The 12,773-nt window shown below is 64.0% G+C and carries 13 protein-coding genes; 3 read left to right on the top strand and 10 right to left on the bottom strand.

The genetic code is table 11. The annotated features are described in order from the left end of the window. Positions 1-97: 97 nt before the first annotated feature. Positions 98-1,066, top strand: a complete 969-nt coding sequence (gene trxB, locus DEA8626_RS02440) for a thioredoxin-disulfide reductase (protein ID WP_108851470.1) — start codon at positions 98-100, stop codon at positions 1,064-1,066. A gap of 22 nt (positions 1,067-1,088) precedes the next feature. Here trxB and DEA8626_RS02435 read toward each other — a convergent pair whose 3' ends face one another. From DEA8626_RS02435 to DEA8626_RS02425, 3 genes are all read right to left on the bottom strand, one after another. Continuing rightward, positions 1,089-2,342 (bottom strand): MFS transporter, encoded by a 1,254-nt coding sequence (locus tag DEA8626_RS02435; RefSeq protein WP_281261481.1) that lies wholly within the window; start codon positions 2,340-2,342, stop codon positions 1,089-1,091. A 248-nt stretch (positions 2,343-2,590) separates the two neighbouring features. After that, positions 2,591-3,373 (bottom strand): glycerophosphodiester phosphodiesterase family protein, encoded by a 783-nt coding sequence (locus DEA8626_RS02430; protein ID WP_108851468.1) that lies wholly within the window; start codon positions 3,371-3,373, stop codon positions 2,591-2,593. A gap of 20 nt (positions 3,374-3,393) precedes the next feature. Continuing rightward, entirely contained in the window at positions 3,394-4,299 is a 906-nt protein-coding gene (locus tag DEA8626_RS02425) for a LysR family transcriptional regulator (protein ID WP_108851467.1), read from the bottom strand. Between the two features lie 106 nt (positions 4,300-4,405). Here DEA8626_RS02425 and metF point away from each other — a divergent pair, with 106 nt between their 5' ends. Beyond that, on the top strand, positions 4,406-5,272 hold the full coding sequence (gene metF / locus DEA8626_RS02420; RefSeq protein ID WP_108851466.1) for a methylenetetrahydrofolate reductase [NAD(P)H]: 867 nt from the start codon (positions 4,406-4,408) through the stop codon (positions 5,270-5,272). A gap of 71 nt (positions 5,273-5,343) precedes the next feature. On the opposite strand, the gene DEA8626_RS02415 is transcribed toward metF, so the two are convergent. From DEA8626_RS02415 to DEA8626_RS02385, 7 genes are all read right to left on the bottom strand, one after another. Then, a complete protein-coding gene (locus tag DEA8626_RS02415) occupies positions 5,344-5,694 on the bottom strand; it encodes an H-type lectin domain-containing protein (RefSeq protein WP_108853287.1) in 351 nt (116 codons plus the stop codon). A gap of 146 nt (positions 5,695-5,840) precedes the next feature. Next, positions 5,841-6,263: a F0F1 ATP synthase subunit epsilon gene (locus DEA8626_RS02410; protein ID WP_108851465.1), complete on the bottom strand. Its 423-nt coding sequence runs from the start codon at positions 6,261-6,263 to the stop codon at positions 5,841-5,843. A gap of 9 nt (positions 6,264-6,272) precedes the next feature. Beyond that, on the bottom strand, positions 6,273-7,715 hold the full coding sequence (atpD, locus tag DEA8626_RS02405) for a F0F1 ATP synthase subunit beta (protein ID WP_108851464.1): 1,443 nt from the start codon (positions 7,713-7,715) through the stop codon (positions 6,273-6,275). An 18-nt stretch (positions 7,716-7,733) separates the two neighbouring features. Continuing rightward, positions 7,734-8,603: a F0F1 ATP synthase subunit gamma gene (locus DEA8626_RS02400; protein WP_108851463.1), complete on the bottom strand. Its 870-nt coding sequence runs from the start codon at positions 8,601-8,603 to the stop codon at positions 7,734-7,736. 20 nt (positions 8,604-8,623) lie between these two features. Then, a complete protein-coding gene (gene atpA / locus DEA8626_RS02395) occupies positions 8,624-10,162 on the bottom strand; it encodes a F0F1 ATP synthase subunit alpha (RefSeq protein ID WP_108851462.1) in 1,539 nt (512 codons plus the stop codon). Continuing rightward, complete coding sequence (locus DEA8626_RS02390) at positions 10,162-10,722, bottom strand: F0F1 ATP synthase subunit delta (protein ID WP_108851461.1); 561 nt, start codon at positions 10,720-10,722, stop codon at positions 10,162-10,164. The genes atpA and DEA8626_RS02390 overlap by 1 nt, the downstream gene beginning before the upstream one ends. A 323-nt stretch (positions 10,723-11,045) precedes the next feature. Further along, positions 11,046-11,792, bottom strand: a complete 747-nt coding sequence (locus DEA8626_RS02385) for a class I SAM-dependent methyltransferase (RefSeq protein ID WP_108851460.1) — start codon at positions 11,790-11,792, stop codon at positions 11,046-11,048. A gap of 62 nt (positions 11,793-11,854) precedes the next feature. On the opposite strand from DEA8626_RS02385, the gene gloB reads away from it, so the two are divergent. Then, positions 11,855-12,622 carry a hydroxyacylglutathione hydrolase gene (gene gloB / locus DEA8626_RS02380; RefSeq protein ID WP_108851459.1) on the top strand — a complete coding sequence of 256 codons (768 nt, stop codon included), beginning with the start codon at positions 11,855-11,857 and terminating at the stop codon, positions 12,620-12,622. The last annotated feature ends 151 nt before the right edge of the window (positions 12,623-12,773 follow it).

Genomic DNA, 12,773 nt, shown 5'->3' with positions numbered 1-12,773 from the left:
GCCTGCGGGACGGGCTCCGCCCCGCCCGCAAGGGGCTTTTCCCCGGCGGCGAGGCTGACTATATGGCTCGGACGGGATTTCGTTCGAGGGGGCGGATATGGGCGAGACGAAGCACACCAAGGTTCTGATCATCGGCTCGGGTCCGGCGGGATACACCGCCGCCGTCTATGCCGCCCGCGCGATGACCAACCCGATCCTCGTCCAGGGCATCCAGCCCGGCGGCCAACTTACCATCACCACCGAGGTTGAGAACTGGCCGGGCGATACCGAGGTGCAGGGCCCGGACCTGATGGTGCGGATGGAGGAACATGCCAAGGCCGTGGGCACGGAGGTCATCGCCGACCACATCTCCGCGCTCGACCTGTCGAGACGCCCCTTCACCGCGAAGGGCGATACAGGCACGACCTACACCGCTGACGCAGTGATCCTCGCGACCGGAGCACAAGCCAAGTGGCTCGGCCTGCCGTCGGAGGAGAAGTTCAAGGGCTTCGGCGTCTCGGCCTGCGCGACCTGCGACGGGTTCTTCTATCGCGGCAAGGAGGTCTTGGTGATCGGCGGCGGCAACACCGCCGTGGAGGAGGCGCTGTTCCTGACCAATTTCGCGACCAAGGTGACGCTGGTGCACCGCCGGGATGAGCTTCGGGCCGAGAAGATCCTGCAGCACCGGCTGTTCAATCACCCGAAGATCGAGGTGATCTGGGACCATGTCGTCGAGGAGATTCTGGGCACCGAACAGCCGCTTGGCGTGACCGGCGCGCGGCTCCTTAACGTCAAGACCGGCGAGGTGCGCGAGATCGACTGCGACGGGTTCTTCGTCGCGATCGGCCATGCTCCGGCCTCGGAGCTGGTCAAGGACCAGCTGGAACTGCATCACGGCAACTATGTGAAGGTGAAGGCCGGCACGACCCAGACCTCGATCCCCGGCGTGTTCGCGGCGGGCGACCTGACCGACCATGTCTACCGCCAGGCGGTGACCTCTGCGGGCATGGGCTGCATGGCCGCGCTCGACGCCGAGAAGTTCCTTGCCGAACAGGAAGCCGAGAAAGAGGTCGAGGCGGCGGAATGACCATAGCCTCGGGCTGTCGCCTCTAGCTTCTGGCCGACGCGAAGCGGAGCGCAGCGAGGAAGCCGATCGCGGCGAACGGCAGGCTGCCGAGAAAGATCGTCCGCGCGACATGAGCCGCAGCCTCCGCCGATGCCGAGGCGTCGAAGCCCGCGCTGTTCGCGAAGATCCCCACGACCGAGGCGCCGAGCGCGTAGCCGAGCCGCGATATCGTCGGCACTGAGGCTGTCAGCCGCTCGACCTCGCCCTCTGGCGCGAGCCGCTTCGCCCGCCGCAGGACGAAGGTCCAGGCCATGCCGAAGCCGAACCCCTCGCAGGCCGCGAAGACTGCGATCAGCGCGACTGGCCCTGCCGGAACCGCATAGGCCGATCCGGCGACGCTGAGAAATATCAGGGCCATTCCCGTGACGATCATCACCGGGTCGAGACGTTCCGGCGCGCCCGACACGATCACGGCCGCGACTGTCCAGGCGATGGAGATCGCCGCCACGACGTAGCCCGCAACGATTACAGGAGTGCCGTGAATGAGCGCCATGAGAAGCGGCCCGTAGGCGGCGAGCCCCATGGTCCCGAGACTCATGGCAAGCAGCATCAAGAGCGCCGCCCCCGTGCCATGGCGGGGATCGAACGCCCGTTGCGGCCAGAGCCGATCCGCCCCGCTCGCCGCGTCGAGCCGCACGAACAGGACGAGCGCAGCAACACCCGCGGAGAGTGACAGCGCCATCAATGTCGGCGTCTCCACAATCCCGGCGAAGGCGACGGCGAGCACTGAGAGACACAGGAGAGCAAGCCGCCTGTACGGCAGCGTTGCGTCCGCCGTGGAGATTGGCAGGGCTGGGTCGCGTTCCCGTAAAACCCAAATGAAGACGGCGAGCAGCACCGCCTGGGCGGCGAAGAAACCGAACCCCGCGCGCCACGATCCGTAGGTGGCGAACAGGCCCCCGACGAGCGGCCCCAGGAAGGCCGACGCGCCCCAAAGAAGCGACATCGCCGCCATCACGCGCGGCATGAGCCGGTCTGGAAAGAAGCGCGGTACCGCGACGAAGGCCAGCGAGACGAGCCCGCCGCCGCCCAGTCCCTGTGCGACACGCCCGATCAGGAGAACCTCCATGACCGGTGCGATGACGCTGAGGGCGCAGCCGAACGCGAAGACCAGCGCCGCCGCGATCATCGGCAGTCGAACGCCGGCGCGGAGTGCAACCAGCCCCGCTCGCCGCCCCGGCGACGATCGACCCGGTCTCGTAGAGCGCAAAGTTCCAAGCGACCAGCGGTTCGCCACCGATCTCGGCCACGATCGCGGGCATCATCGTCGCGATGACCAGGCTGTCGGCAGCGTGCAGCCAGACACCGAGACAGACGAGGATCAAGGGGCCCGCATGGTTCCGACTCAGGATGTCGCGCCAGGACGTCGTTTCGATCTTGGTCGTCAGGGTCATCGCCCGCGCCCTTCTCCTCCTTTTCCTGCCTCATTGGTAATTGCTCAAGTAAGGTTGAGGTCAAGCGCGTTTTTCCGGCACCCGATCGCGGTTAGCCCGGCGCGGCGCGCTGCCGCCAGAGCCCACGCCTTTCGAGCACCTGCTTCAGCAAAGTGGGGCGGTCCGTCATCAACCCATCGACGCCGATATCGATTAGCGCCTCCATGCCGACTTCGTCGTCGACGGTCCAGACATGGACCTGGATACCGCGCGCACGCGCCGCACGCACGAAGCGGCGGGTGACGACGGGGATGCTCTTGAAATGCGTCGGCACCTGCACCGCGGGGAAGGCACCGCGCGTAAGCGGCACGCCCCAGCCGGCAAGCCACAGCCTGAACACGCCCGCATGCGCGGGCGACCATGCGAGTTTCGGCCCGAGCGCGCGCCGCAGCCGCGCCGTCCGTTCAGGCTCGAAAGAGCCGACGCATATGCGGGCCACAGCATCAGCGCGCCGGATCGCTTCGGCCATCGGCCCCACCGCAGCATCCGATTTCGCCTCCAGATTCACGAAGAGCCCGGGAAAGGCGTCGAGAAACGCATCGAGCCGCGGAATCTCCGCTCCACCCCTCGTCCGGTGCCGCGACAGCTCTGCCCAGCTCAGCGCGTCGATCCGGTCGGGCCGGCCTGCCATACGCTCCAGCGTGTCGTCGTGGAAGATGACAGCGACACCGTCCCGCGTCGCCTGCACGTCTGTCTCGACATGGCTGTAGCCGAGCCCGACCGCATGGGAGAAGGCGGGCATCGTGTTTTCCTCGACCTCGAGCGCACCGCCGCGATGCGCGAAGGCGATCGGAAGCGGATGATCCAGAAACGGGCTTCGCGATGCGTTGGCCATGTGCGCCCCCTCGGCACCCTTCAGCGGCGTTGCAGCTTCATCGGCTCGCTACGCGCGAGCTTCAGGAAATGCGCCATGTAGGGCCGTTGTGCATCCGTCTCGCGAATCGCGGCGTACATGCGCTTCGTCAGGCCCTTGGCGGTTACCGGACGGGTGACGTAGTCCGACTGGTACTTCACGTCGCGCAGCACCCAGTCGGGAAGGACCGACACGCCGCGATCGGCGGCGACGAGCATGAGGATCACTGCTGTGAGTTCCACCTGACGAACCGCCTGCGGCTCCACCTTGGCGGGCGTGAGCAGCTCCGCGAAGATATCGAGCCGCGTCCGCTCCATGGGATAGGTGATCAGCACCTGGTCGCGGAAATCCTCGGCCTCCACGAAGGTCTTCTCGGCCAAAGGGTTCTGGCGCGCCGCCACGAAAGTGGGCGCATAGTCGAAGAGCGGCTGAAAGACGATTCCGGGAAGAACTTCGGGATCGGAGGAGACGACGAGGTCGACTTCCTCCCGCGTGAGCGCGGAAAGCGCTTCGAATGCGAGGCCGGGGCGAATGTCCACATCGACCTCGGGCCAAGCTTGGCGGAATCCTTCGAGCACCGGGAAGAGCCAGTCGAAACACGCGTGACATTCGATCGCGATGTGCAGGCGCCCCGTGCGCCCGGCCTTGAGCGCGCGGAACTCGTCCATGAGCGCCGCAATCTCGGGCAGGACACGTTCGGCCGCGCGCAGCATCCGCATCCCGGCTGCCGTCAATTTCATCGGCTTGGCGCGTCGCACGAAAAGCTGCGCCCCCACCTGGTCCTCGAGCGCCTTAACCTGGTGTGACAGCGCCGATTGAGTGAGATTCATCGCCTCGGCGGCCCGCGCCAGTCCGCCTGCGTCGTGGATGGCCTTGACAGTTCTAAGATGCCGAAGTTCCAGATGCATATCGGTGGCTACTTGCGACGTTTCTCATGTTCATCTTGAAGATTATGAATTTGTCTCACGTAGCTTCGTGTGAGACAAGAGGTATAACGCATTCTAGGAGCGCTCCATGCCCGCACCCCGCATTTCCTTCGAGTTCTTTCCGCCCCATACGCTGGATGCTTCCTTCCGCCTGTGGGAGACGGTCCAAACGCTGGCCCCCCTGAAACCGGACTATGTGTCGGTGACGTACGGCGCGGGCGGCGCTACACGCGATCTCACGCATGATGCGGTGACCACGATCGGCCAGCACTACGGGCTGAACGTTGCGGCGCACCTCACTTGCGTCGAGGCGACGCGTGAAGAGACGCTCGCCATCGCGGATTCCTATGCCGAGGCCGGCGTGCGCCAGATCGTCGCCCTGCGCGGTGACGCACCCAAGGGCGAGGTGAGCTTCACCCCCCACCCTGACGGATTCGCCAACTCAATCGAGCTTGTCGACGCGCTTGCCGCAACTGGCAATTTCGACATCACGGTCGGTGCCTATCCGGAACCGCATCCGGAATCAGCCGACACGCAGGCCGATGTCGACTGGCTGAAGCGCAAGATCGATGCCGGCGCCTCAAAGGCCGTGACCCAGTTCTTCTTCGAGGCCGAAACGTTCCTGCGGTTCCGCGACGAATGCGACAAGGCGGGGATCACCGCGCCCATCGTGCCCGGCATCCTGCCGATCATCTCGTGGGAAGGCGCGAAGCGCTTCGCCGCGCGGTGCAATGCCAAAGTGCCGCCGAATCTCGAGCAGGCGTTCTTGCGTGCCAATCGTGACGGCCGCGAAGAATTGCTCGCGCTGACCCAGTGCACGGTCCTGTGCGACCGGCTGATCACGGAAGGTGTCGAGGAGCTGCATTTCTACACGCTGAACCGACCGCACATGACCCGCGATGTGTGCTTCGCGCTCGGGATAAACCCCGAAGTCTCCCTGCAAAACGTCGCCTAACACGTTTTGCTGCCCGGTCCCGGAACGCTCACATTCGGGTACGGGCCTCAGGTTGCGCTATAGGGGTGGGGTCAGGCAATATCCCAGTCACCGTCAGCCCGCACTTCGCCGATCGCCAGCCAATCGGCGCGAACGCGTGCGACGCGGGTGTCGCCCCATGTTCGGAAAACGATTACGAAGCCTTCGGGATTGACCATCTCGGCAGAGATGTCGGCGCGTTGGTTACTCTTCTGGTCGATGTCCCACATCGAGATCGAAACGTGGACCATCGGCTCGGAATGGAAGGTTTCGGAAAATTCGACGATCCGGCGCAGTTCTCGCGGGCCTTCGCCGGTCCACATCGCACCACCATCCTGATAGTCCGAGAAGAGCACGAGCGAACCGCGTTCGACTCCCATCGCATGACCGCTCAATCGACGCATCGACACCTCCTGCGCCGAACTTCTAACGTCGCCCGTCCTGATGGTGAAGGCGCTATCTCCCGCGCCCACGACACGGCCCCTCACCAAAAGCGAAAGCGGCCCCTTTTCCGGGGGCCGCTTTCGTCGTCAGCGCCGTGCAGACGCAATCAGTTCGGCGAAATTCCAATATGATCGCCCATGGCCACCATGTCTGCCAGAAGTTTGGCGGCGTCATCGACCAGATGATGCTCGCCAGCTTCCCTCGCCTTGCGCAGGGTTTCCTCGGCGCGCTCGACGAAGCCGCGCACGATCTCCAGCGTCATCTCGCTGACATGCAGCGCCTCTTCGGCGAGAAGGGTCGTGCCGCTGCCCGTGATCTGAGCAAAGCCGCCGGTCACGGCATAGTCGTCGTTCGACCCGTCTTCCTTGACGATCCGGAGAATGCCGGGACGCAGCGTCGTGATCAGCGGCGCGTGGCCGGGCATCGCCGTCAGGTCGCCTTCGGCGCCCGGAATGCGGACCTCGCGCGCCTGAACGGAGGCGAGCCGCCGTTCAGGGCTGACGAGGTCGAACTGCATCGTATCGGCCATCTCGCCCCCTTACGCCGCTTCCGCGGCCAGTCGCTGCGCCTTGGCTTTCACTTCCTCGATGTCGCCGACCATGTAAAAGGCGGCTTCGGGGAGATGATCGAATTCGCCCGCGACGACAGCCTTGAAGGATGCAATGGTCTTGTCGAGCGGCACCTGAACACCGTCCGACCCTGTGAAGACCTTTGCCACGTCGAAGGGCTGCGACAGGAAGCGCTGGATCTTTCGGGCGCGAGCCACGGTGAGTTTGTCCTCTTCCGACAACTCGTCCATGCCAAGGATGGCGATGATGTCCTGAAGCGCCTTGTAACGCTGAAGGATCGCCTGCACGTCCCGGGCCACCTGGTAGTGCTCTTCGCCCACGACGGCCGGGTCGAGGATCCGCGACGTCGAATCGAGCGGGTCAACGGCGGGATAGATGCCAAGCTCCGAGATCGCGCGCGAAAGCACGGTTGTGGCGTCAAGGTGGGCGAACGAGGTTGCCGGCGCGGGGTCGGTGAGGTCGTCGGCCGGAACGTAGATCGCCTGCACTGAGGTGATCGAGCCCGCCTTGGTCGAGGTAATGCGCTCCTGCATCGCGCCCATGTCGGTGGCAAGCGTCGGCTGATAGCCAACGGCCGAAGGAATCCGGCCGAGAAGTGCCGACACTTCCGAGCCCGCCTGGGTGAAACGGAAGATGTTGTCGACGAAAAAGAGAACGTCCGTGCCCGACTGGTCGCGGAACTGTTCTGCCAGCGTCAGACCCGAGAGGGCGACGCGCATACGCGCGCCCGGCGGCTCGTTCATCTGACCGTAAACGAGCGCCACTTTGGACTTCTCCAGATCGTCGAGCACGATGACGCCCGACTCGATCATCTCGTGGTACAGGTCGTTGCCCTCGCGGGTCCGTTCGCCGACGCCGGCGAAGACTGAGAAGCCCGAATGCACCTTGGCGATGTTGTTGATCAGTTCCATGATGAGAACCGTCTTGCCCACGCCGGCGCCGCCAAAGAGGCCGATCTTGCCGCCCTTCGAATAAGGCGCCAGAAGGTCGATGACCTTGATGCCGGTGACGAGGATCTCCGACGATGTCGCCTGTTCGTTGAACTCCGGCGCGGGCTGGTGAATGGCGCGTGATTCCTTGGCTTTCACTGGGCCCTTTTCGTCCACTGGCTCACCGATGACGTTGAGGATGCGGCCAAGCGTGGGGTTACCGACCGGCACCGAGATCGGGCCGCCAAGGTCGGTAACCGATTCACCGCGCACGAGGCCCTCGGTCGCGTCCATCGCGACGGTCCGAACGGTGTTCTCACCGAGGTGCTGGGCAACCTCGAGGACGAGGCGCTTGCCGTTGTTGGTCGTTTCGAGCGCGTTGAGGATCGCCGGAAGGTGATCTTCGAATTGCACATCCACGACGGCGCCGATGACCTGCGTCACCCGGCCGACTGCGGCAGCTGCTTTCGGTGCTTTTGCCATCTCGTTTCTCCGGTTTCGTCAGAGCGCCTCGGCGCCCGAAATGATTTCGATGAGTTCCTTGGTGATCGCCGCCTGACGCGAGCGGTTGTAGACGATCGTCAGCTTGTCGATCATCTCGCCCGCGTTGCGCGTGGCGTTGTCCATGGCGGACATCCGCGCGCCCTGCTCGGAGGCGCCGTTTTCCAGGAGCGCCGTGAAGATCTGCGTTGCCAGGCCGCGTGGCAGCAGCTCGGCCAGGATCTCTTCCTCCGAGGGCTCGTAGTCGTAGAACGTTCCTTCCGCATCCTCGGCGTCGAACGTCGCAGGGATAACCTGCTGTTCGGTCGGAATTTGGGCAATAACCGACTGGAAGCGATTGAAGAAGATCGTGGCGACGTCGAACTCGCCGGCATCGTAACGCTTGATCAGATCGCGCGTGATCGACTGCGCATTCTCGTAGCCGATACGTTTGACTTCGGACAGGTCGACATGTCCGACGAAGTACGCGGAGTAATCGCGTTTCAGCTGCTCGCGGCCCTTCTTGCCGACCGTCAGGATTTTGACCGTCTTGCCGGCTTTCAGCAGCGCCTCGATCCTGACCTTGGCAAGCCGAACGATCGTCGAGTTGAATCCGCCGCAGAGACCACGTTCGGCGGTCATCACCACCACAAGATGGGTCTGATCCGAACCGGTCCCGCCTAGAAGTCGCGGGGCGGTGCTGGAATCGCCGACCGCTGCCGCGAGACCAGTCATGACAGCGGTCATGCGCTCGGCATAGGGCCGAGCCGCCTCGGCGGCATCCTGGGCACGGCGGAGCTTGGCCGCCGCGACCATTTGCATGGCCTTCGTGATCTTCCGCGTCGACTTGACGCTTTCGATCCTGTTCTTAAGGTCCTTAAGGCTGGGCATATCCCTGTCCCTCCCTTCGCTCAGGCGAAGGTCTTGGCGAACTCGTCGATCACGGCGCGGATCCTGTCCTCGGCCTCACCCTTGATCTTGGGGTCCTCCTTGGTGATCCAGTCCAGCAGGTCCTTGGCATTCGTTCGCAGGTGCTTCAGCAGGTCGCGCTCGAACCGACCGACATCCCGAACGGGGAGCTTGTCGAGATAACCCTTCGTGCCCGCGAAGATGACGCAGACAATCTCCGCGTTGGTCAGCGGCGAGTATTGCTGCTGCTTCATCAACTCGGTCAGGCGGGCGCCGCGGTTCAGGAGCTTCTGCGTCGCGGCGTCGAGGTCGGAGCCGAACTGGGCGAAAGCCGCCATTTCGCGGTACTGCGCGAGTTCGAGCTTCACAGGGCCGGCGACCGACTTCATCGCATTGGTCTGGGCCGAGGAACCGACGCGGCTGACTGACAGACCGGTGTTCACCGCCGGACGGATGCCCTGGTAGAAGAGTTCCGTCTCGAGGAAAATCTGGCCGTCGGTGATCGAGATCACGTTGGTCGGAATGTAGGCCGACACGTCGCCCGCTTGCGTCTCGATGACCGGCAGCGCGGTCAGCGAGCCCGCGCCGTGGTCGGCGTTCAGCTTGGCCGAGCGCTCCAGAAGCCGCGAGTGCAGGTAGAAGACGTCGCCCGGATAGGCTTCGCGCCCGGGCGGACGGCGGAGCAGAAGCGACATCTGCCGATAGGAGACGGCTTGCTTCGACAGGTCATCGTAGATGATCAGCGCGTGGCGGCCGTTGTCGCGGAAAAACTCGGCGATCGCGGTCGCGGAATAGGGCGCGAGGAACTGCATCGGCGCGGGGTCCGACGCGGTCGCGGCGACGACGATCGAATAGGCCATCGCGCCTGTTTCCTCGAGCTTCTTCACGAGTTGGGCGACGGTCGAGCGTTTCTGGCCGATCGCGACATAGACACAGTAGAGCTTCTTGGACTCGTCGTCGCCGGCGGCCTCGTTGTAGCTCTTCTGGTTCAGGATCGTGTCGAGCGCGAGTGCGGTCTTGCCGGTCTGACGGTCGCCGATGATAAGCTCGCGCTGGCCGCGGCCGATCGGGATCATCGAGTCGACGGCCTTGAGGCCGGTCGCCATCGGTTCGTGCACCGAGCGGCGCGGGATGATGCCGGGCGCTTTGACGTCGGCAACGCGGCGCTCTTTCGCGTTGAGCGCGCCCTTGCCGTCGATCGGGTTGCCGAGGCCGTCGACGACACGGCCGAGAAGCTCGTCACCGACGGGCACGTCAACGATGGATTTCGTACGCTTGACGGTGTCGCCTTCCTTGATCGAACGGTCGTCGCCAAAGATAACGATACCGACGTTGTCGATCTCGAGGTTCAGCGCCATCCCGCGGATGCCGCCGGGGAATTCGACCATCTCACCCGCCTGGACATTGTCGAGGCCGTGCACGCGCGCGATACCGTCGCCGACGGAGAGCACGCGGCCGACTTCGGCCACTTCCGCTTCCTGACCGAAGTTCTTGATCTGCTCCTTAAGGATCGCAGAGATCTCGGCTGCCTGGATTCCCATTATCCGACCTCTTTCATAGCATTCTTGAGGGAAGCGAGCTTCGAGCGGATCGAGGTGTCGATCATCTTCGAGCCCACTTTGACGATAAGGCCGCCGATGAGGCTTTCATCGACGGTGGTATTGAGTTTCACGGTCTTGCCGACCGTTTTCTTGAGCGATGCCGCGAGCTTATCGGCCTGCGCATTCGTCAGTTCGCTTGCTGCCGTGACATCAGCGGTCACCTCGCCTTTTTCATCGGCGATCATGTCGCGCAGGGTCGCGAGAAGCTGCGGCAGCACGAAAAGCCTGCGGTTCGCCGCCATGAGGCCGAGCGTCTTCGCAACCATTTCCGAAAGGTTCATTTTCTGCGCGAGAGCGCCCACAGCATTGGCCTGCTCGTCGCGCGAATAGACGGGAGATGATATGAGCGCCCTGAAATCGGCGCTCGACTCGAGCGCCGCGCCCAGCGCTTCGGCGTCCCGCTCTAGCGCGTCGAGTCCGTTGGCCTCTTTGGCGAGTTCAAATACGGCCGTCGCGTAGCGCCCGGCGATCCCTGCGGAAATCGAAGCTGGTTCGGACACGTCCACCCTTCCGATCGTTCTGTCCCATCGCCTCTTTTTTTTGTGGTCAGGTCAGAGGCAGCCTGTGGCGTACGACGGCGCGCACGTTCGAGGTCGGCGCGGGTGTAGCAGAGGCGGCAAGGGCTCGCAACAGCCTTGGCAAACTATTTCGAAGGTCGAATTATCGCGTGTTTTCAGAGGTTTCTATTCTGTGTGGCAATCTGCGCTTTTGCGGCAACGCCAAGTTTCGACATTAACATGCGACATCGGTCGGAGAATCCGCGACATCCGCGCCGATAAGGCTGGAGAAACGGGCGACTGATTCATCGCTCCGGCTTGTCGGCTCAGGCAGGCTCGGCCGACGGTTTGGGCAATGCGTCCAGCACCTGGAGTGGGCTTTTTACCGACACCGCGAGGCCCGGGCGCTGAGGAGCTTGGACCTGCTTTGAGACCTCGAGCAGCAGCACGCCTCCTGCCAGAACGGTCGACACGCGGTGGCCCAGCTTCTCCCACGCATTGGCCGTGCGCAGCCAGAAGCGGCGGCCCGAAGGCGGAATGAAGAGCGCCGACTGGTGGCGCTCGGCGGCGAAGCTGTGACGTCGCAGCTGTGCGTCGAGCTGACGCATCGAATAGGGCCGGCCGTAGCCGAATGGCGTCGCGTCGCTGCGCGACCACAAGCCTGAACGGTTGGGCACAACGAAAAGCGCCCTCCCTCCAGGCCCGAGAACGCGCCAGCATTCATTCAAGAGCGCGGTCGGGTTTTCGGACGTCTCGAGACCGTGCATGAGGACCAGCCGATCGACGATCCCGGTTTCAAGCGGCCATTGGGTCTCTTCGCAAAGTACCGATACGTTCGCCATGCCAGCGGGCCAGTGCATTACGCCCTGAGGCGCCGGCATCAGGCCGATCACGCGCCGCGCGTCGGCCAGATAGGGTCTGAGGAGCGGCACTGCGAAGCCGAAGCCCGCCACTGTCCGGCCCTTGGCAGGCGGCCACAACGCCACGACCTGATCCCGGATCGCCTTCTGCGCCACGCGCCCAAGCTGCGTGCGATAGTAGAAGTTTCGCAGGTCGAGAACGTCGAGATGCATTGCACTGTGCGTTTCCATCGGCAAAAGTCAGGCAGAGCATACGGTAAGTCGCGCGAAACGCCATGGCCCTGGAAATCGTCACCGTCCCCTGTCTGTCCGACAACTACGCGTTTCTCGCGCATGACGCGGCCACCGGGGCCACGGCTGTGGTCGACGTGCCCGAAGCGGCGCCGATCCTGAACGCGCTGCGCGAGCGCGGCTGGAAGGCCAGCCACATCCTGATCACGCACCACCACGCAGACCATGTCGACGGCGTCCCTGCACTCGCCGCCGCGACCGGCGCGCGAGTCATCGGCGCGGCGGCGGACGCGCGGCGGCTTCCGCGCCTCGACGAAGCGGTGAAAGAAGGCGACGCGGTCCGCATCGGCATGGCCGCGGGCCGTGTTCTCGACGTCTCGGGCCACACGGTAGGTCACGTCGCGTTCCATTTTCCGGATTCGAAGGCAGTGTTCACTGCAGACAGCCTCATGGCGCTCGGCTGCGGGCGGGTGTTCGAGGGCACGCCCGAGCAGATGTGGCGGAGTCTGTCGAAGCTCGCCGCGCTGCCACCCGACACACAGGTCTACTCCGGTCATGAATACACCCAGGCGAACGCCCGTTTCGCGCTGACCATTGAACCGGAGAACGACGCGCTTATATCGAGAGCCGAGGCGGTGAGCGCTGCACGTGCTGCGGGTCGTGCGACGGTGCCGTCAGTGCTGTCGGAAGAGCTGGCAACCAATCCCTTCCTGCGCGCCAGGCTTCCCGAAGTGAAGGCGGCGATCGACATGAAGGGCGCGAGCGACGCCGAAGCTTTCGCCCAGATCCGCGCCCGCAAGGATCGTTTCTGACAATCACGTTTACTGTCGGAAATCTGACAATCGGGTCACGAACGGACGCATTCCGATCACATTTCGTGTCCATTGCCTCGCAAACACCGTATTCGGCGAGAAAACACTTGAAGCTGCCGGAATTCCACCGAACTTTAATAGTATGAGGCGA

It is taken from the genome of Defluviimonas aquaemixtae, assembly GCF_900302475.1.
Lineage (GTDB): Bacteria > Pseudomonadota > Alphaproteobacteria > Rhodobacterales > Rhodobacteraceae > Albidovulum > Albidovulum aquaemixtae.
The sequence above is the reverse complement of the archived record's forward strand: the minus strand, read 5'-3'. Positions and strand labels throughout refer to the sequence as shown.